The 19256-nt window shown below is 37.8% G+C and carries 17 protein-coding genes and 2 pseudogenes; 13 read left to right on the forward strand and 6 right to left on the reverse strand.

The window, feature by feature from the left end:
- Positions 1-178: 178 nt before the first annotated feature.
- The 10 genes and pseudogenes from J6836_RS02965 to J6836_RS03005 all read left to right on the forward strand — a co-directional run.
- A pseudogene (locus tag J6836_RS02965) lies at positions 179-505 on the forward strand (Tn3 family transposase); the annotation flags it as partial.
- 397 nt (positions 506-902) lie between these two features.
- Positions 903-1466: a fimbrial protein gene (locus tag J6836_RS02970; protein WP_219246697.1), complete on the forward strand. Its 564-nt coding sequence runs from the start codon at positions 903-905 to the stop codon at positions 1464-1466.
- 221 nt (positions 1467-1687) lie between these two features.
- Complete coding sequence (locus J6836_RS02975) at positions 1688-2392, forward strand: fimbrial biogenesis chaperone (protein ID WP_219246699.1); 705 nt, start codon at positions 1688-1690, stop codon at positions 2390-2392.
- Complete coding sequence (locus J6836_RS02980) at positions 2370-2951, forward strand: fimbrial protein (RefSeq protein ID WP_219246701.1); 582 nt, start codon at positions 2370-2372, stop codon at positions 2949-2951. Before J6836_RS02975 ends, J6836_RS02980 begins: the two co-directional genes overlap by 23 nt.
- A gap of 12 nt (positions 2952-2963) precedes the next feature.
- Positions 2964-3500: a fimbrial protein gene (locus tag J6836_RS02985; RefSeq protein ID WP_219246702.1), complete on the forward strand. Its 537-nt coding sequence runs from the start codon at positions 2964-2966 to the stop codon at positions 3498-3500.
- Between the two features lie 11 nt (positions 3501-3511).
- A complete protein-coding gene (locus J6836_RS02990; protein WP_219246704.1) occupies positions 3512-4222 on the forward strand; it encodes a fimbrial biogenesis chaperone in 711 nt (236 codons plus the stop codon).
- 9 nt (positions 4223-4231) lie between these two features.
- Positions 4232-5008 carry a fimbrial biogenesis chaperone gene (locus J6836_RS02995; RefSeq protein ID WP_219246706.1) on the forward strand — a complete coding sequence of 259 codons (777 nt, stop codon included), beginning with the start codon at positions 4232-4234 and terminating at the stop codon, positions 5006-5008.
- Between the two features lie 25 nt (positions 5009-5033).
- A pseudogene (locus J6836_RS03000) lies at positions 5034-7246 on the forward strand (fimbria/pilus outer membrane usher protein); the annotation flags it as partial.
- Between the two features lie 141 nt (positions 7247-7387).
- Positions 7388-7618: a FimD/PapC C-terminal domain-containing protein gene (locus J6836_RS22685; protein ID WP_255586394.1), complete on the forward strand. Its 231-nt coding sequence runs from the start codon at positions 7388-7390 to the stop codon at positions 7616-7618.
- Positions 7615-8790 (forward strand): hypothetical protein, encoded by a 1176-nt coding sequence (locus J6836_RS03005; RefSeq protein ID WP_219246708.1) that lies wholly within the window; start codon positions 7615-7617, stop codon positions 8788-8790. The genes J6836_RS22685 and J6836_RS03005 overlap by 4 nt, the downstream gene beginning before the upstream one ends.
- 123 nt (positions 8791-8913) lie before the next feature.
- Here J6836_RS03005 and J6836_RS03010 read toward each other — a convergent pair whose 3' ends face one another.
- The 6 genes from J6836_RS03010 to allD all read right to left on the reverse strand — a co-directional run bounded on the left by J6836_RS03010 (position 8914) and on the right by allD (position 15094).
- Positions 8914-9684: an acyltransferase family protein gene (locus J6836_RS03010; RefSeq protein WP_219246711.1), complete on the reverse strand. Its 771-nt coding sequence runs from the start codon at positions 9682-9684 to the stop codon at positions 8914-8916.
- A 394-nt stretch (positions 9685-10078) separates the two neighbouring features.
- Entirely contained in the window at positions 10079-10951 is an 873-nt protein-coding gene (locus tag J6836_RS03015; protein ID WP_219246713.1) for an aspartate/glutamate racemase family protein, read from the reverse strand.
- A 36-nt stretch (positions 10952-10987) separates the two neighbouring features.
- Complete coding sequence (gene uraD, locus J6836_RS03020; RefSeq protein ID WP_219246716.1) at positions 10988-11566, reverse strand: 2-oxo-4-hydroxy-4-carboxy-5-ureidoimidazoline decarboxylase; 579 nt, start codon at positions 11564-11566, stop codon at positions 10988-10990.
- Positions 11567-11735: 169 nt separating this feature from the next.
- Positions 11736-12521: a (S)-ureidoglycine aminohydrolase gene (allE, locus tag J6836_RS03025; RefSeq protein WP_219246717.1), complete on the reverse strand. Its 786-nt coding sequence runs from the start codon at positions 12519-12521 to the stop codon at positions 11736-11738.
- Between the two features lie 58 nt (positions 12522-12579).
- Entirely contained in the window at positions 12580-13812 is a 1233-nt protein-coding gene (gene allC, locus J6836_RS03030) for an allantoate deiminase (protein WP_219246722.1), read from the reverse strand.
- Between the two features lie 235 nt (positions 13813-14047).
- On the reverse strand, positions 14048-15094 hold the full coding sequence (gene allD, locus J6836_RS03035) for an ureidoglycolate dehydrogenase (protein ID WP_219246725.1): 1047 nt from the start codon (positions 15092-15094) through the stop codon (positions 14048-14050).
- A gap of 358 nt (positions 15095-15452) precedes the next feature.
- On the opposite strand from allD, the gene fdrA reads away from it, so the two are divergent.
- The 3 genes from fdrA to J6836_RS03050 are packed head-to-tail and all read left to right on the forward strand — an operon-like array spanning position 15453 to position 19244.
- Positions 15453-17123: an acyl-CoA synthetase FdrA gene (gene fdrA, locus J6836_RS03040; RefSeq protein ID WP_219246727.1), complete on the forward strand. Its 1671-nt coding sequence runs from the start codon at positions 15453-15455 to the stop codon at positions 17121-17123.
- Between the two features lie 10 nt (positions 17124-17133).
- On the forward strand, positions 17134-18399 hold the full coding sequence (locus J6836_RS03045; protein ID WP_219246729.1) for a DUF1116 domain-containing protein: 1266 nt from the start codon (positions 17134-17136) through the stop codon (positions 18397-18399).
- A 32-nt stretch (positions 18400-18431) separates the two neighbouring features.
- Positions 18432-19244 (forward strand): DUF2877 domain-containing protein, encoded by an 813-nt coding sequence (locus tag J6836_RS03050; RefSeq protein ID WP_219246732.1) that lies wholly within the window; start codon positions 18432-18434, stop codon positions 19242-19244.
- The last annotated feature ends 12 nt before the right edge of the window (positions 19245-19256 follow it).

Consider the following 19256-nt stretch of genomic DNA (forward strand, 5'->3'; position numbering starts at 1 on the left):
TCTAACATGCCGATTAAATTGATTAATCTAAGTCTGGCTGCTATCGCTGGTGGCCTTCTATTAACTAAATATCGGAACACCTGGTAGGGGGGATATGCGTATACATGAAAAATACTCAACGCCACAGTAACTGCATCCTTGATGCTGAAAAAGCTTGGTCAACTATTCACAATAGAATGGACTAAATAAAGGTGAGGCTCGTAATACACTGGCGCATGCAGTATTTATGCATCGGTGGGATAGAAAACTGGAGAGTCAAAGCTATCGAGCAAGTGTTCTAACTCGGTTAATAGTGGCTATTTCGCTGTGGAATACTGTTTATATGGAAAGTACAGTTGATGCCCTAAAGCGTAAAGGATTTAAATTCAACGAATAATTACTGTCACACTTATTACCATTAGGTTGGGAACACATCAATCTGACAGGTGATTATATTTGGAAGAGCAACCGAATGCTTGCTTTAGGTAGGTTTCATCGACTGATAACAGCCAAAGGGAAAAATTAAGTGATTGATAAAAAATAAGATTAACAGCATTTATTTTGTATGCGGTAAATAGACGTTATTTAAAAAATAGTAAAAATAAACAGAAAATAGTGGTTTATTACCTTAGAAAGTATTACAGAATATTTCTACTCAAATTAGGTTATATCATTGATTTAAATAAATAATATGACTTATTATTATTTTTTAAAGTGTGATAATTTAACATTTTTCACTTATTTGGATACACACTAAAGGTGTATTTGTCATTAATTACATTGTATCTTATTTTCATACCAAGTCGGTGGTTAAAACTTAAATAATTATATTAGTTAGATGATTGATTTAATTAATCTCAACTAATCTAAATTAAACTCTGATTTATGAAATTTAAAATCAATATTTTAATGAGGTTACACACATGTCAATTTTAAAAAAAATAACGCCTGTATTTATTGTTTCTAGCATCCTGTTAAGCCCTTCGGTATTTGCTGCAAGTCAAGGCGCAATGGTTACATTTGAAGCTATGGTTCGTACCGCTAGCTGTACTGTTTCATCAACTACTGAAGGGGCGATGGTTAATTGGGGTGTTTTTACAACGCAAGAGTTAGCCGACAAAGAAGCTGGTAGTGAGCTCGGTAATACAAAAGATTTTAATTTAATGCTGACTGATTGCTCCGCGGAAAATGCAGATGGAGATTCAACAGTTCATGTTCATGCATCAGGCTCTGCATCTGCTTTTAATCCAAACTTATTTGCAAACTCTGCTGCCAAATCATTAGCGGTGAAATTAGAAGCTACATCCGCGGATAATAGTCCAGTTGATGTTAAACCAAATAGAGATGCGTCAGTTTCTATCGTGGATACACTGAAAGATAAAGGTTTTGCAATTATACCTATGAAAGCATCATTGATTATGGTGAACAAAGCTGTTGTTGGCGATAGCTTAAAAGTACCTGTAACATTTACAGTCTCTTATAACTAAAATGAAAAATACAGCTATTATAAAAACGCAGCTATTATTAAGTGTAATAGCTGCGCTAGAGAAGGATTGACTTAGGTATTACAAACACTCAAAATGATTTGTAATACCTATGCTGTAAGGGTAAATAAAAAGAGTTAGGTAATTATACATAACAAATAAATTAGCCGTTAATTAAGTGATTGTGGTTAAAATTTATATTGGCTTGAGGGTTGGAAATAACAATGAGATCACAAACAGCAAAAATCGCCATTGTATCGAGTTTATTCATGTCCATGATGCCAATGTTGCTTTGGGGTAAAGGTGTAAGCCTTGATGCAACACGTATTATTTACCCTCAAGGTGAAAAAAGTGTTTCAGTGACTATCAAGAATAGTGATCCGCAAGTGACTTATTTAAGCCGTTCATTCATCGCTGATGAACGTGATAAACCGAATAAATCATTTGAGGTAACACCACCAGTCTTCAAGATAACTCCAGGAATGAAGCAGGATGTTCGGATTATCAGTAAAAATAGTGCGTTGCCAGCAGATAGGGAAACGTTATTTTATTTTCATACTACGATGATCGCGGGGCAAAATGAGCAAGTGGAAGGGGATGCTTTAAATATTGGTTATGATCATGTTTTAAAAATGTTTTATCGCCCCAAAAACCTTGGAATGACGTCTGCGAAAGCACAAGAGTCACTTAAATTTTCGGTTAAAGGTTCAGCGCTCAATGTTTCGAATGACTCACCTTACTATATTAATTTAGCGCAAATTAAAATTAATAATCAGCGTATTGATATGAGTATGGCAAAAGGAAACACAATGATTCCACCTTTCTCATCAATAAGTTACCCTCTATCTTCAAGTGTGAAAACAGGGATGGTGACTTGGCGAGTCATTACTGATTTAGGTGGGACAAATGAATTTAACATCAAAATTTAGCCACAAAGCAAAAAGCATACTGATGCTATTAGCACTAGGCAGTATTAGTGGTGGTGTGTATGCAATAAGTGAACAAGATCAACAAATTGACTTAATTGTGAAGGGCAAAGTTTCAAAAGGAACTTGCTCTTTTGCATTTTCTAACAAGGTTGTTGAGTTTACTAAACCACTAGTCTCAGCAGACATTGGTGATGTTATGGATGCAACTACACCTACTGAGCCGTTTACTATTCAATATATTTGCCAAGACTACACGGATGATGTGATCCCTGATTTACAGGTATCAATAAAAGCAGATGGTAACTCCAATACTTTAAATGAAAAGCTATTTCCTAAAAATAATATTACAAATGCAGCCTTTACTTTGTCCCAATGTAATATTGTGAATACAGACTGTTCACTTGTTGATTTTTTTAATAATAATACAGAGATCGACTTTCCTGTTCACAATGGTGAAAATGAAAAATATTTTCAAGCTAAGGTTGTTAAATTAGATGGTTCACCAATAAAATCAGGAAAATTAAGTGCTAGTGTAATTTTTTCATTTGTGCAGCCATAAGAAGAAGCAATCATGAAGCATTTAATGAAATTATCAATATTCTTTTCGTCACTTTTAGCTCCTTTACTTAGTGTTGCCAGTAATTCAGCCGTTTTTGATTTTAATATCAACATTATGGCTCAGATGTGTAAAATTTCAATTGTGGGCACATCATTAAATGAAATTGATTTTGGTAATATCACTGTTGCAGATATTCGAGCGCATAAAGTCCAGCCTATTCAAACTAAAATAGTTTTAAGTGACTGTGCAACAAATAATTTTATAGGTGCGTATGTGAAAATATCCCCTAAAAATTATTTAGACTCGATTACATTTATTGATGACCCAGCCAAAGGTTTTGGGATTAGTTTTTCAGAACAAAATAATATTGTGAACTCTTCTTCAATGGCGGATTTCTTTGAAAAAGAAAGCCAAGTTTGGACTAATATTAATGAAAATCAACTTGATAAAACACTTTATACCTATGTAAGGTGCCAAACTGGGAGTGAATGTTCACCACAAGTGGGGGATTTTCAATCTACGGTCACATTTTCATTTGTTATTGATTGAATGAGGAATAAATGAAGCGCTTATGGTTTTCTTTATTAGTGGTTTGTAGTGCGGTATTAGTGCAAAGTCAGGGGATGGCCGAAGGGATCCGTCTAGAACAAACCCGTGTCATTTTTAGTGGTGATACGAATAACCAAACTGTGACCATAGTTAATGATGATGACTCGCCTTATTTAATCCAATCGGGTGTGACAAAGAGTGTTGACGGCGGGAAGAGTCATTATTTTGTCGTTACACCACCTTTGTTTAGAATTGATGCAAATACTAAATTTAGTTTACGTCTCTTTCTAAAAAATAAAAGTGAGCTAGCAACAGATCAAGAATCTATTTTTTATTTAAACACTAGGGCTATCCCAGCGACAAACTCGATGGAGAGCACTCCAAATAATGCGAAGCTTGTTTTTGTGACAAATATTATTATTAAGTTGATATATCGACCTAGTGATTTAAGCGTGCCGAGTGATAATAGCTTTAAGCAAGTTGAATTAGAAAGGCAAGGAACCAAATGGCAATTTACTAACCCAACGCCTTATTATATGACTTTAGTAAATATAAAAATAAATAATAAGCCATATAAGCGCAGCATATTGATAGCTCCTTTTAGCCAAACGAAGCTCGAAGGTGTAGAAAAAGATATTAGCGAGGGTCAGTGGCAAATGTTGAATGACTATGGTGGAACGACTCCGATATATTCTAAAAACCGCCAAGATGTTAATAATTAAGGGAATTCAATGCATAAGCAAACCCTGTATTTCATTCAGTTTTTATTTTGTCTTTTGTTTAGTAGCCTAAGTTTTTTCACATTAGCGGCGGATAACGGCATCAAATTTTCTTTACAACGTTTAACGTATGTTTCGGGTGAAAAAAGCCTTTCAGTTAGCTTAAGAAATACCGATAGTAGCCCTTATTTGGTACAAGCGAATATGAAGTGGTTAGATGAAAAAACGGGTTTAAGTATTGTTGAGAAAAAAGAAAAAATACCGTTTTTAGTGACTCCTCCGCTCTATAAAATTTCACCTGATGAATACTATAGTTGGCGGCTTTTTTTCTCTGGTCATAAAGACCAATTGCCAAATGATAGGGAAAGTGTATTTCTTATTCAATTGAAAATAATTCCCTCTACGGAGCCTTCACAGGAACCGTTGCAATTTACGGTGATGCGTGCATTACTATTTAAAGTATATTATCGTCCTAACATTTTGAAAGATATAAAATTAGTTGATGTAGCAAAACAACTTAGTTTTCGCCAAGAAGGTGAACGATTAATTGTTAAAAACAATACAGCAATATATGCAACCTTTAATTCATTGTCTGTCGGGAACTACCATTTAAAAGATGAGCAATTATATGTGTCTGTTGCGCCTTTTAGCGAGCAAGAATACATACTCCCTAAAGGCGTAACGGGTTCTGTTGCATGGGATATTCTGGATGAAAATATTTTTCCTACAGAAAAAAATACAATAGAACTTAATAATAATAAAGTGCTAAAGCAGCCATTAAAGGAATGACATCATTAGATATGATGGTAATAAAATGACAAACATCCATTATAAGACATATTCATTATGCTTAATTTTACTGTTGCCTGTTTTCAGCCGTGGTGATGTATATTTTGACCCAAGTTTACTTGATGAGCAGTTAGGGATTGATCCAAATGAGGTAGACTTAAGCCATTTTTCACAAGAGGGTAGTGTACCGACAGGAACATATACAATGTTGGTATATGTTAACCAAGAATTAAAGGGAGAGTATTCGCTTACGTTCGTTTCTGGTGAAAATAATAAGGTCGTACCTGAATTCACACCTCGATTTTATCTTTAATTGGGGTTAAGGTGGATAGTTTACCCACGTTACGGGAATTACCTGAAGATAGCATAGTCACTGATTTACATCGTTATATTCCTGACTCATCAGTGAGTACAGACCTTTCAAATGTCAGTGTGAATATTAGTATCCCACAAATTGCTATGGTACAAACAGCGAATGGATACATTGACCCTTCATTACTAGACGACGGGATCCCTGCATTGATGACAAATTATATGTTCAGTGCAAATCATGCAGTCAATGATTCATTTCTTTCTCGCAAGCAAAAAAGTGACAATTTATTTGCGAGTTTTCATATGGGAGCAAACGCTGGGCCTTGGCGTTTACGTTCAAATATGACTCATACTTATAATCGCCAAAGTGGAAGCCAGCGAAGCGATACTTATAGTGATAATAATTTTTCGAATACGTATGTTTCGCGTAATTTATATGCCATTCGCTCTGATTTGTTAATAGGCGAAAATACAACTAATGGCGATATTTTTAATTCAATTCCATTTAAGGGGATTAAATTACATTCTAATGAGCAGATGTTGCCTGACAGTTTGAGAGGGTTTTCCCCTGATGTGAATGGCATTGCTCAATCAAATGCCCAGGTGACTATTCGCCAAAATGGTTATGTTATTTATCAAACCTATGTCGCTCCTGGCCCATTTAGTATTAAAGATTTAGCGACGGGGAGCAATTCTGGCACTTTAGATGTCACGATAAAAGAAGAAGATGGGTCGGAAAGAACATTTACTGTGGCATTTGCCTCTTTACCTGTAATGCAACGCCCTGGTGGTTGGAAATATGAATTAACTGGTGGGCATTATGATGGTGGGATTACGGTTGGATCAAGGCAATCTGATTTTGTTTTAGTAACAGGAAGTTACGGATTACCTAGCGATATTACAGTGTATGGCGGTACATTAATTGCAAATGATTATAACTCGTTTGTTTCGGGTGTTGGGTTATCACTTGGTAATATCGGTGCAATTTCAACGGATGTAACGTTTGCGCAAGCTAAACTTGATAATAATGATATTAACAAAGCACAAGCTTATCGGGTCCGTTATTCTAAGAATGTCAATACAACAAATACCTCTATTGACGTCTCTGCAACGCGTTATTCATCAAAAGACTATTATTCTTTTAGTGATTTTAATAATTTAAATTATCGACTGAAAGAGGATATTGCACCGTGGTTAGCATCAAGGGAAAAAAATCAATATTCTTTATCATTATCTCAACCACTGAATGATTATGGCAATATTTACCTATCTGCTAGCCAATATGAGTATTGGGATCAAGCACAAAATATGGTTCAGTTGTCCACAGGGTATAATAATTCGATTAAAAATATATCTTACAGTGTGAATTACAGTATTGACCGCGTAAAAAATAAAGAGCGATGGCCTGAAAATAGGCAATTGAGTTTTAACGTTAGTGTGCCATTAAGTGTCTTTTCAAAGAGTCCTATAATACAAGATATTAGCAGTACATATTCAATTAGCCATGATAATAAAGGTAAGACTAACCATCAAGCGGGTATCAGCGGCAGCATGTTATCAAATAGATTGACCTATGGTATCTCTCAAGGATGGGGAAATCAGGGGCAAAATCACAATGGTTCTATCTATACTAATTATTCAGGAAGCCAAGGGACTGCATCAGCAGGTTATAATTACTCAAAAGACTACTATTCCATTAATGCGGGTTATAACGGTGGGGTTGTGGCTTATTCCGATGGCATTATTTTCGGTCGCACAATGAGTAATAGTATTGCCATCATTGAAGCAGAAGGAGCACAAGGAACATCGCTAACGGCCAGCAATACACAAATAAATAAGCAAGGTAAAGCTGTTTACCCTTATTTAGCGGATTACTCAAAAAATACGGTTAGCTTAAATGTAAATACATTGCCAAATGATGTAACACTACAACAAACCTCGACCAGTATATACCCAACAGCAGGGGCTGTTGTTAAGGTGAAGTTTAATACGCGTGTTGGTTATCAGGCATTGATTAATTTAGTTTCTGAAAACAACGTGGTGCCATTTGGTGCCGTTGCATCCTTAATGTCGGATAATACGACGCAGACTGAAAATACTGGATTGGTTGGTGATGATGGAATGTTATATATGAGTGGATTACCTGACGCTGGTATATTACACATTCAGTGGGGGAAGAATGACAAGCAAAGTTGTCAGGCTTCTTTTAGTGGATTAGAGAACATGGAACTTACTGCCGATAACCCAATCAGAACATTTGCAATAAATTGTAGACCTGCAGGGGGAAAATACCCATGATTAGAAATTGTAAGATACTGATATTTTCGACTGCAATTTTATCTGCTTGGGCTTTCAATATAAATTTGGCTTATTCAGCGGTGGTTGGAAATGCAACATTACAGCTCAACGGCACGTTGGATATGACTGTGGCGGAAAGGGAATCTCATGAAGTCAATGGGGTTCTAACGGGTGATCTTTCAATGACTGCAACGCCTATATACTCAACGGGTAAAGCGTCGTATTGGAGTAGTTTAACGCCATTTATTGGTATTAGTAATGAAGAGACTAAGTGCAATACAACTGCATTTGTGATACGTCCATCCACGTTGGTGGCATATGCTTTGCCATTAACGAATAATGGAAATCAAACAGGCAAAGCTTATATTGTTCCAAAAATACATTATGAAATGACGACAGTGGGTAATAAATGGTTTGAGCCTTATTATAGTGGAACATTTTATGAAAAGCCGCCAACAGGTTTATCGGCTATACCCGATAGAATAACGAACTCGTGTTTTTATGCGAAGGACAATTTTACTACCATACCAGCAGGAGGTACAAAAAATATCAGTATATCAGCAGAAAGCCAGCAAATAATTTATGCAGATAATGATATAGCGCCTGGACAATTTGCGTATACAAGCACGCTTCCATTATATATAACAACGGCTGGAAGAGTTGATTCTGCGATAAGCTCGATAAAAGTAGATATTAGAGCGAACTTAACGGTACTGCGTTATTGTGAGGTGAGTAGTGTAACAAACACTAAAATAGAACATCAATTCACAAACGAGATGGAAAATATTCAAAATTCCACGTTAACGGTTCAGTGCAATGGCAGCCGACAAGATGTGTTAAATATGGTCGCACTAGCGAAAGAAACAACATATGACGCAGGTGAACCAACTAAATTATTATTGCAGCCAACGGATAGTGCAATGAAATCAGATGTGTTGCCATGGGTTTTAGGTATTATCCAACCAGCAGGAACTTCTGCAACTTTAAGTTGCAGAGATGTAGGGAAAGATAATTTAATTCATTTTGATGGCCAAGAAAAAAGTATAGGAATTAAAATTGTTCCAAGCAAACCAATGTTATTAAATATTAAGTGGGCTTTATGCCGGACTCCAGAAGTGAAACCGGGAAATTACCAAGGAAAAACAGAATTAAGCTTTTTTGTGAAAAGTTAATTATTGATGGATAAAGTGTGCACTGTTTTGGCAGTAACCAACGTTTATGCCACGTTGATGGGGTGGTATCGTATTAGTTAAAACCGATATGTGAATGGCGAAATCCCCGCCATTCACTTCAGGTTATTGCTTTATTTTCTTCGATAATTTGATGGATATTGTATCCACTTTAACGAAAATGCTTGCGATAATAATAGATAGAATGATGATAGCTGCGCTATTAATCAACGAGTTTTCAAAATCGTATAAATAAAACAGATTTGAGAATACATAGATTGTAGCCCAGTGGATTAAATAGAGCGGAAATGATAAAGAACCAAACCAGACTAAAAATGAATGAGAAAGGAACCGTTGAATAGCCGTATTGCTCATCACACCTAATACAATCAAAACACCAGATAGAAAATTGAATATATCATAACTATGTTTACCAGCTAGGTTTGCAATGTAACTATAGCTTAGGCTAGATGTATGTATACCAGCAAAATACAGACCTAATATGATTAATAGCAGGCTAACGGCATTGTTTTTATACTCGCTAAATTTTTCTTTTATGAGCATCCCAATATAAAAACTGAAAATACCTAGAAATACAGTCGTATTAATCGCCATGAACAAGATAGCGATGATAAACATAACCCTTAAAGGGTGTTTTTGTTTATAAGCAATAAACAAAGCCAGTGAACCATAAAACTCAATCGCCATTGTCCATAGCACAGGGTTATATTCTATCGATCCTCTAAGATAGAATATTGAGCGAACAAGCCCGTAATATAGAGCATTAAGGAAGCCTGCATTCTTAATTTCAAAAGCGTCATTTATATAATTATCACTTTGTGCAAGATGATAGTGATTAACTAAAACATAGGCAAAATAGGCAACTAAGCAAGACATAGCTGCTGTAATGCTATGAATTTTCTAATAAACTTCAATGTTTATTCGTTATTGGTTCTTGTATAAAACAGATGGATGTTGTCCAGGATATGAATGATGTTGTCTAAAACCTAGAATAACATCCTTGATTCTTACGGTATTGAACATTATTAGCCACAATTTAAATTAATCAGAAAAGTTAAATTATTGATAATTATTGTTAAATATGGATTTTATTGAAAATAAATTATAATTAGTCTATTAGAAATTAAACTAAAAAAGGCCCACATGCCTAATGCGGCCTTAATATTTTTCGGTTAACATAAGTTTTAATATCCATCTTCGTTAATTGGGACGTATTCATATAGATATTAATAGGACCTTCGATGGATTCATTGGTGGAATTTTAACTAATCTATTGTTTTTTTAAGAGAAAATCAGAAAGTTCTGGTGATAAATTTTGGCTGCTCATTTTAGGTGATGGTGTTTGCTGGCTACGATTTGGCTGGGGAACGTACTTTGCTAGAGTGAGTGCCGTTGAAATGGTTACCGCTAGATTATCAATCAGTGGAACACTTACTCGCTCATGAATGATTGCAGGGAAGCCTGCGAGTGCAGCACCCCCTAAAATGACACAGGATGCCCCATCTTTTTGTGCACAGGTATCGCTGAGTTTCACTATCATTTCATAAGCTTTATCTGGATTGTTAACGATTTCTGCACCTGTCATTGAAACCGTTCTCACGGAAGCTAACCGGCTTGCTAGGCCAAAATTTTCAACTTGTTTTTCCAAAATAGGCTTCCATTTTTCACCTCCTGAGAGAATTGAAAATTTACGTCCAAATAGTAGAGCAGCGGATAGAGAGGCTTCGAGTAAGCCGATGACGGGAAAAGGCACCATCTCTTGTAAAATAGAGGCTTCGCCGCAGCCGAAACCCGCAATAATCGCGGCATCAAATTGTGCGTCTTTTTTAAGTTGTTTAGCCATCATATCAATGAGTGAATGCATTGCGATACCGATAGCAACCTCGCTGCCGATATAGTCAGGCCCAAAACTGGATGTTAGCCCAACAACCTCGACATTATCACCTGCAGCTTTACGTGTTTCAGAGACGATGAGCTGAGTAAATTTCTCAGAAGTATTTGGATTAAGGACTAATAAGCGTATTTTTTTCATTACATTATTGGCCGCTGAGTCGGTAGATGCGATAGTTTTTTGGGTCACCGCTATAGTCGCTAAAGCCGATGCTCCGAGTATAAAATTTCTACGGCTGTTATTCATATTCATTTTGAACTGTCCTTAGTTGAAATAACATAAATGTGATTATTGAACGGTATCTAATAAACGAAATAGGACAATCTTGTATTCTTGCTGTAAAGCAATTTTAAATTCTGGATCTCTTGTATTATTGATTCTGGTTTTAAGAGAAGAGAAAATCTGTTGTTTAGTGGCCTTTTTAACGGCCAATAAAAAAGGGAAACCAAATTTTTCATTATATTCTTTATTTAATTTAGCCAGTTCTTTGGCCTCTTCCTCTGTGCATTCATTAAGCCCAGCACCTGATTGTTCCCCTTGTGACAAGGCTGCGATGTTATTATTGCGCAAATTTTTGCACGCTAATTGAGGATGAGATTTAATGAGCTCTAATTGTTTCTCTGCTCCCGATTTTTCAACCACATTAACAAGATCAATATACATATTAACAAACCCAGTGAAAGGGCGTTTAGAGGCACTCTCGACAATAGGCCACGTTGCATCTTCAAATATATTCGAGAATGTTTTTTCGTAATCATTAACACTCATTTTATTTACTTCATCAATATTATAAACTTGACTGGCAGTTGCATAGATTGCAGAAAGTAACAAAGGCAAAGAAATTAGAGCGTATTTAATGAGTTTCATATCTATTCCTTTATATAATGGTAAAGTTAAGTTTAATTTGAAAAGTAAATTTTTAAGAAATTAAAGGCATTAATAAATAATGCCTTTGGTTGTGAGTGTAACTATTTTATTTTTTGCAATTCAAATAATTTAGAATATAGATAATGAATTGCAAAATAGTTACTTGAAATTATAGTTCAATATCACGGTTACAATCTTTAGAATAAATATAGCTAAACTCTTCATCGCCAACAGCATAACCTGCTTGCAGTGCATATGATGCCATGAAAATATAATCACCTTTCTTGACAGGAACCCAATCATTATCGAGGTTATACATACCCTTACCCGATAATATTAACGCACCATGTTCTTGATAATGGGTTTCGATATAACCGTGGCTAGCACCTGGTTGGAAGGTTAGAATATGGATATTCATATCAAAACCAAGGTCTTTAGGTAATAAGTCTTGTAAATGAACGTTGTGCATTCCTTCATAATCAATTTTAGGAAGCTCGTTGACGTTACCACAAACCACGTGTGCTTTATGGCCCTCTGTTGGTTCATAAATGCGTTTGTATAAAAATATTTTTGAAGGGTTACCCTTGTTATTATTTTTAAAGCGCATGGTGACACCTGCTGGGCAATACAGGTAACCACCTTGGGTTAATTTATGTTCATCTTTATCAGAATAAGCAATGAGTTCACCTTCAATGACATAAATAATACATTCAATTTTACCGCCACCAAAACCCGCTAAGTTACCACCTTCATTGAATAAGGTTCCGATGTAGTCAACAAAGCTAGCCCCTAATTTTGGGGTGGATAAAATTGTCATATTACAGTCAGTAAAACCGGGAATAATATTACAAACAACCCCGTTAGGTGGAATGATGGCATAATTATCTTTTTTGATAATTGCACGTGATGCCAAAATATCATTTGGGTAGCCAATTTGATTATCTAAATAACCCATTTTATCCTCTCCTAAGTAATTTCATTATTTGTTGTTTTGGCTATATGTTGCAGGAAATCTATTCCAGATAGGCCAATTTATATAAAACTTCCGTCAGTAATTTCACGCCTTCAGCGAGATCGCTTAATGTAGTGGCTTCCGCAGGATTATGGCTGATCCCTTTAATGCTGGGAACGAACATCATGACGGTTGGAACAATAGGGGCAAATATTTGTGAGTCATGGCCAGCACCACTGTGCATGACTTTATAGCTATATTGATTTTCATCACAAATTTCTTTTACGAAAGTAACTAGCTGCTCATCCATTGGAATTGGTGTTTCGTCCATCCAGAGGTCGATTTTTACCTCAATACCCATTTCAGCGCAAATTCGTTGAATATCGTTCTCTATCATAGCGGTGAATTCAACTAGCGTTGCTTTATCGGTATGGCGACAATCAATCGTAAAATCAGTTTGGCCTGGAACCACATTCACCGTATTTGGATGGGGAACCACTCGACCAAACGTGAGTACTAATGGGTCACCATACTGTTTGGCTTTTTCAGTGGATTCATAACAAATGCGGCTGAAGGCACAGATAGTATCTTTGCGATACCCCATTGGCGTTGTGCCTGCGTGATTGGCTTCACCTTTTAAGGTTATATTGTAACGACGTTGACCAACAATGCTATTCACAACGCCAATTGTAATATGCTCACGTTCTAGCACATTACCTTGTTCAATATGTAATTCAACAAAGGTTTTAATATCACTGCGAGGCTTTTGGTTGGTGGGGCGAAATTTAAAACCAGCTTGCGACATAGCGTCAACAAAATTGACCCCTTCAGCATCTGAAATATGTTCGACGTCTTTCTTTTTGGCGATACCGACAATATTTTTGCTACCCCAGTACACGTAAGGGAAGCGGCTACCTTCTTCTTCCGCTAAGGAAACAACCTCTAATGTTCTGAGTGGCTGGCCATATGTTTTATGCAGATAATCTAAAGCAATATAGGCGGCCTCAATTCCGAATTGCCCGTCTAGATTTCCACCATTAATAACGGTATCGATATGTGATCCTGATAAAATCACTTGATCCGGATATTTACTGCCCTTGAGTTGACCGAACAGATTGCCAATATCATCGTAATAGGCATATAGACCAGAACCTTCGAATGCATTTTTTAACGCTTTTTGTGCACTAACCCATTCTTGAGTATAAAGCAGGCGTGTCATGCCATTATTTTCTACCGCGCCGTGTTGAGACAGCCAATTTGAAGTTTCTTTAACTTCTTTTGTAAAGTCCTTCATATCCATACCACCTAGTGATTTTCATACTGTGTGCTGTAGCAACAAAACAGTTTGTGTTGTCACTAAAGCGCGATATTTGTTTTCATAGGCAAAAGAAAATAATTAATGGCTCTACTGTATCTTTGTTATATTTGGCAAGGTGCCCCTAATCTCTTATTTATCGAGTGACTAGGGGTAGAACGATGCAATAAATATTGGCAGGAGATCCGATTAATCATCGTATTTCCGTATTTATTTAGCTGGCAAATGGTGATTTATTGTCATAGGATTTTTGGTAAATATCATCAGAGACCAAATAATCATAAATTTCATCGACAATATCGATACCATTTACTTCACTTTGTTTTTCTCTTGCTAAGCTATTTTGTCCTGGGAATTGAACCTTATCGAAGCCTGGAGCAGGTTTAACGGCATTGAGTTCATTCATGACTTGAGTGATGTGTTTGCGGAACATCACAGCGTCAGTAAAATAAGCAGGGTTGATAACAATATGTAATTGTCCTAGTTCTCTTCCTTGTGTTAAATCGTGGTACATAGAACTGACGTGTTTACCAAAAGGCAGCCCAAGTAATACACCAGAGAGAATATCGACCATCATCATCAATCCATAACCTTTAGGCCCTGCAATTGGGACTAATGCCGTTACTGCAAATGGATCTGTTGTTGGGTTTCCGTCTTTATCTACAGCCCAAGTATCTGGAATTTTTGCATTTTTTGAACGAGCATCTAACACTTTGCCCCAGGCTTGTACGGTAGTCGCCATATCAAAAGTGATATTATCTGTTTCACCCGGTGCAGAGAACGCGATAGGGTTAGTACCATAGTAGGTTTCAGCACCACCATAAGGCACAACCATCGGGTCTGACTGGCAAACTGAAATACCTATCATGCCAGCACTAGAAGCCTGTTGAACAAAATAAGACAATGAGCCACTGTGACCTATGCGGCGCACACCGACTACGGCAATCCCATTTTCTTCTGCCATTTTAATGGCTTCGTCCATACTCAATTTGGCGGCTACATGGCCTGCACCGTTATCACCGTCAAAGACAGCACTACAAGGACCTGTTTTATCAAAAGTAAAATTAGGTGAGTTATTTGTGCCACCTTTCGAAATGCGCTCTGCATAATATTCGACACGTACTGCACCGTGGGAGTGGATACCCTTTGCATCGGCATGGACAAGGACATCAGAAACGATATCAGCATGATCTTTAGATAATCCTGCCGCATGGATTTTATTAGCGATGAGCTGATGGAGTTTTTCTTTAGAAACTTTCATACATAAATAACCCTTTAGTGTTTTTGAAGTTTAATAAAACTCTTTGCTGATACCAATGTAGCAATTAAATTATCTATAAATGTGATCTAGATTATTTTTATTCGATTTTATAAAAAATTGTGCAAATAGTCGCTTAATTATTAGAACGAATCTAATAGTTTTAAATTTGGTGTTTTTTCTTTTAATGCCCAGTGTATTTTAAAGGAATTTCTAACAATATATAAAGTGTGAGCATTCTCAACTTATTTATAAGGTTTATTTGTAATTTTATTTTTCAATAAATGCCTATTTACTTTTTTATCTCATTTATTGAGTAAATAAAACTTCAATTAATAAAAGTTGTTTAAAGGATGTCACTATGATCCATGCTTTCATAAAAAAAGGGAGCTTCCAAGATTCAGTAAGCTTAATGCTGATATCTCGAAAACTAAGTGAATCTCCAAATGTTTCAGAAATATCCGTCATGATGGGAACTCCAGCGAATAAGTCGTTACTTGATGCGACTGGATTTTGGCATTCATCCTTTGATGACGCAACGCCGAATGATATTTGTGTTGCGATTAAAACCGAATCTACAGATACCGCTATTGTTGATGAAATTGCACAAGCGTTGGATGAATCACTCAAAGCATTAGCTCAAGGGCAGCAGCAAACAGGAAAAAAACTCCAACGTGTTCGTAGTTGGCGAATGGCAAAAAATAAACTCCCCAATGCAAATGTTGTATTAGTTTCCATTGCAGGGGAGTTTGCTGCAGAACTGGCTGACCAAGCATTAGATGATGGCTGTAACGTCATGATGTTCTCCGATAATGTGTCGCAAGTGGATGAGCGTAGGTTAAAACTTAAAGCGAGCGAACGTGGTCTGATAGTGATGGGACCTGATTGTGGTACGGCTTACTTAGCAGGAGCGCCACTCGCGTTCTCCAACGTAGCACCGCAAGGAAACATCGGCATTATTGGGGCATCGGGAACAGGCATTCAAGAGCTGATATCTCAAATTACGCTTGCAGGACAAGGTATTACAAATGCGATTGGATTAGGTGGTCGTGATTTAACCGCTGAAATCGGTGGGGTCAGTGCCATGACTGCCATCGAATTGCTCGCATCCGATCCGCAGAGCGATGTTATCGCCTTTGTTTCTAAGCCGCCAGCCAAAGAAATCCGTAGCAAAGTGATTGATAAGCTTAAGGCTCAAGGAAAACCAGTTGTCGCATTATTCCTCGGGACAAAACCCGAAATCAAACAGGATGGAAATTTATACTTTACTGAAACATTGGATGAAACTGCGCGTGTTGCAGCCATGCTTGGCCGCGTTGAAAAAGCGGTAGCATTTCAACCGCAAGCAAAGGGCAAGAAAATTTCAGGCCTGTATGCGGGGGGAACGCTAGCGGCGGAGTGCGCCATGTTATTGGCAGAAAAATTAGGACTGCAAACAGACGCTACGCACGATCAGGGCATGATGCTTAACCAAGATGGCCATCGAATTATTGATCTAGGTGATGACTTCTATACACAAGGCAAGCCTCATCCAATGATTGACCCTTCTACTCGCAACCAGCAAATTGCTGCGCTTGCTCAGAAAGATGATGTTGGAGTGTTATTACTGGATGTGGTTATTGGTTACGGTGCTCAAATGGATTCAGCGCAAACACTAGCCAAAGAAATTAAAGCATTAAGAGAAAACCGTCCAAGTAATGCACCGATTGCCGTTATTGCTACCGTGACGGGGACTGAACAAGATCCTCAAGTACGCTCTGAACAAATCGCCTATTTAGAAGAGGCTGGAATGGCAGTAATGAATTCACTGCCTGAAGCCGTGACGCTGGCATGCAATATTATTTCCCCGCCTGTGATTGCATTCCCTCAAAAAGAGCAAGACATCTTGCAAAGTGTTTCAGTGATTAATGCTGGCGTACGCAGCTTTGCAGATGATTTACAAGCCAATGATATTCCAGTTGTTCACTACCAGTGGGCTCCAGTTGCTGGTGGTAATAAAAAATTAGCTAATATTCTGAAAAAATTGAAATAAGGGTTTGGATATGTACTCAACGATTGAAGAAGCAAATGCCGCAGTAATTGAACGTATTCGTGCCGCTCGTCCTTTTTGGCAAAGTGTTGAGCCTGCAAAAAATCTCGTCCCAACTTTGCAACAAGGCAAAAAATTACTGCATGCAGGCCCGCCTGTTACTTGGGATGAGATGAGTGGACCCGTGCGTGGTGCTTGTATCGGAGCCTGTTTATTCGAAAAATGGGCAGATAATGAAGAGCAAGCGCTTAACTTATTGAATAATGGTCAAATTGAATTTATTCCTTGCCACAGTGTAAAAGCAGTGGGACCAATGGGGGGAATTACTTCCGCCAACATGCCAATGTTAGTTGTCAAGAATATGACCCATGGCAACTTTGCTTACTGCAACCTCAATGAAGGTATTGGTAAAGTCATGCGTTTTGGGGCATATGGTGAAGATGTTCAAGCACGTCATCGTTGGATGCGTGACTCATTAGGTCCTGTACTGAAAAAAACCTTACAAACATTGGAAAATGGTATTGATTTGACGGCAGTGATGGCACAAGGCATCACTATGGGGGATGAATTCCACCAACGCAACATTGCGACTTCAGCATTATTACTAAGACAACTCGCCCCTATCATGAGCTCGCTGGATATTGATAAAACTGAACTCCAGCAAGTGATGAAATTTTTAAGTATCACAGACCAATTTTTCCTCAATCTTGCAATGGCTTACTGTAAATCGGCGATGGATGCTGGCGCTGAAATTCAGCATGGCACCATTGTGACCGTATTAACGCGTAATGGTAAAAACTTTGGTGTGAAAATCAGTGGGATGGGTGATCAGTGGTTTACCGCGCCAGTTAACACACCTGAAGGTCTCTTTTTCTCAGGTTATAGCCAAGCTGATGCCAACCCAGATATTGGTGACAGTGCAATCACTGAAGCGTTCGGTATTGGTGGTGCCGCGATGGTGGCAGCACCGGGTGTTACACGTTTTGTTGGTGCAAGTGGTGGCATGAGTGCCGCATTAGATGTGTCTGAGGAAATGACTGAAATTTACTTGGAACACAACATGATGTTGCAAATTCCAACTTGGGATTTCCAAGGTGCTTGCATCGGACTGGACGCTCGCAGAGTTGTTGAAACTGGTATCACACCGCTCATCAATACAGGGATCGCACATAAAGAAGCAGGAATTGGTCAGATTGGTGCGGGTACGGTAAGAGCACCACTGGCTTGCTTTGAAAAAGCGATTGTTGCGCTAGCTGAAAAAATGGGCATCAGCGAATAAATCGATAATTTTCACTCTGAAGGAGCTTAAAAATGATCATGCAAGCACTGTCCGTTAGCGCTCACTTACCTAAAGAAACAGGGATATTGAATTGCGTTGGACGCTTTAATCATGCACTTAATTTTGTCACTCCTTCAGGTGAATTATTGACATTACATCGCTATGGTCGAGGATTAAGCCCAATGGGCTGGATGGTCTCTGATACTGATTTTCAAGCTATTTTTGATGATGATAATGAGTCTGTTGAGTATAAAAACGATCGATTGGTCAGCCCTAACTGGCAACTCATTGCGCCAAAAGAACACTTATCGCTCAAGTTAGTGCCACAAAAACTCCCTGATGGAACGTTTACAGCGCTATGGGATATCTTAAGGCAATCGAAAGCGAAAAGTGGTTTACACGGCAGTTTGAGTGAAGTGACAACTGGATCATTATGTCGAGAGCTCAAAGAATTAAAAGCAAACTATCAACGATACCTTCAAGGTGAGCGTATTGATTGGCAGTCGATAATTGGAAGAGGGCCAGGGTTAACCCCAAGCTTTGATGATATCTTAATAGGTATGCTATTGGTCACGTTTCTTAATCCAGAGATTGACAGCGACAGCTTACCAAACTTTTTTCAAGATACTCCTCCTTTAGGGTCATTAACGACTCTGATCAGTGTGAACTATTTACGTTTTGCTTCTCAGGGCATCTTTTCTACTCCACTACAAACGTTAGCAGCTGCGTTAGTACAGCCGATGAAATTATCACAAGCGGTTCGTTTGTTGCTTCAGGTCGGTCATTTTTCTGGTGCGGATACGTTAATCGGTGTGTGGTTAGCGGGTATGGATGAAATGGGTTAACGTTCGCGAATA

This window comes from Providencia sp. R33 (assembly GCF_019343475.1).
In the GTDB taxonomy this organism is placed as follows: domain Bacteria; phylum Pseudomonadota; class Gammaproteobacteria; order Enterobacterales; family Enterobacteriaceae; genus Providencia.

Bases quoted from the DNA above. Each gene is read 5' to 3' on its own strand.
- J6836_RS02970 (WP_219246697.1), top strand. From the start codon at position 903: ATGTCAATTTTAAAAAAAATAACGCCTGTATTTATTGTTTCTAGCATC.
- J6836_RS02975 (WP_219246699.1), top strand. From the start codon at position 1,688: ATGAGATCACAAACAGCAAAAATCGCCATTGTATCGAGTTTATTCATG.
- J6836_RS02980 (WP_219246701.1), top strand. From the start codon at position 2,370: ATGAATTTAACATCAAAATTTAGCCACAAAGCAAAAAGCATACTGATG.
- J6836_RS02985 (WP_219246702.1), top strand. From the start codon at position 2,964: ATGAAGCATTTAATGAAATTATCAATATTCTTTTCGTCACTTTTAGCT.
- J6836_RS02990 (WP_219246704.1), top strand. From the start codon at position 3,512: ATGAAGCGCTTATGGTTTTCTTTATTAGTGGTTTGTAGTGCGGTATTA.
- J6836_RS02995 (WP_219246706.1), top strand. From the start codon at position 4,232: ATGCATAAGCAAACCCTGTATTTCATTCAGTTTTTATTTTGTCTTTTG.
- J6836_RS22685 (WP_255586394.1), top strand. From the start codon at position 7,388: ATGTCGGATAATACGACGCAGACTGAAAATACTGGATTGGTTGGTGAT.
- J6836_RS03005 (WP_219246708.1), top strand. From the start codon at position 7,615: ATGATTAGAAATTGTAAGATACTGATATTTTCGACTGCAATTTTATCT.
- J6836_RS03010 (WP_219246711.1), bottom strand. From the start codon at position 9,684: ATGTCTTGCTTAGTTGCCTATTTTGCCTATGTTTTAGTTAATCACTAT.
- J6836_RS03015 (WP_219246713.1), bottom strand. From the start codon at position 10,951: ATGAATATGAATAACAGCCGTAGAAATTTTATACTCGGAGCATCGGCT.
- uraD (WP_219246716.1), bottom strand. From the start codon at position 11,566: ATGAAACTCATTAAATACGCTCTAATTTCTTTGCCTTTGTTACTTTCT.
- allE (WP_219246717.1), bottom strand. From the start codon at position 12,521: ATGGGTTATTTAGATAATCAAATTGGCTACCCAAATGATATTTTGGCA.
- allC (WP_219246722.1), bottom strand. From the start codon at position 13,812: ATGAAGGACTTTACAAAAGAAGTTAAAGAAACTTCAAATTGGCTGTCT.
- allD (WP_219246725.1), bottom strand. From the start codon at position 15,094: ATGAAAGTTTCTAAAGAAAAACTCCATCAGCTCATCGCTAATAAAATC.
- fdrA (WP_219246727.1), top strand. From the start codon at position 15,453: ATGATCCATGCTTTCATAAAAAAAGGGAGCTTCCAAGATTCAGTAAGC.
- J6836_RS03045 (WP_219246729.1), top strand. From the start codon at position 17,134: ATGTACTCAACGATTGAAGAAGCAAATGCCGCAGTAATTGAACGTATT.
- J6836_RS03050 (WP_219246732.1), top strand. From the start codon at position 18,432: ATGATCATGCAAGCACTGTCCGTTAGCGCTCACTTACCTAAAGAAACA.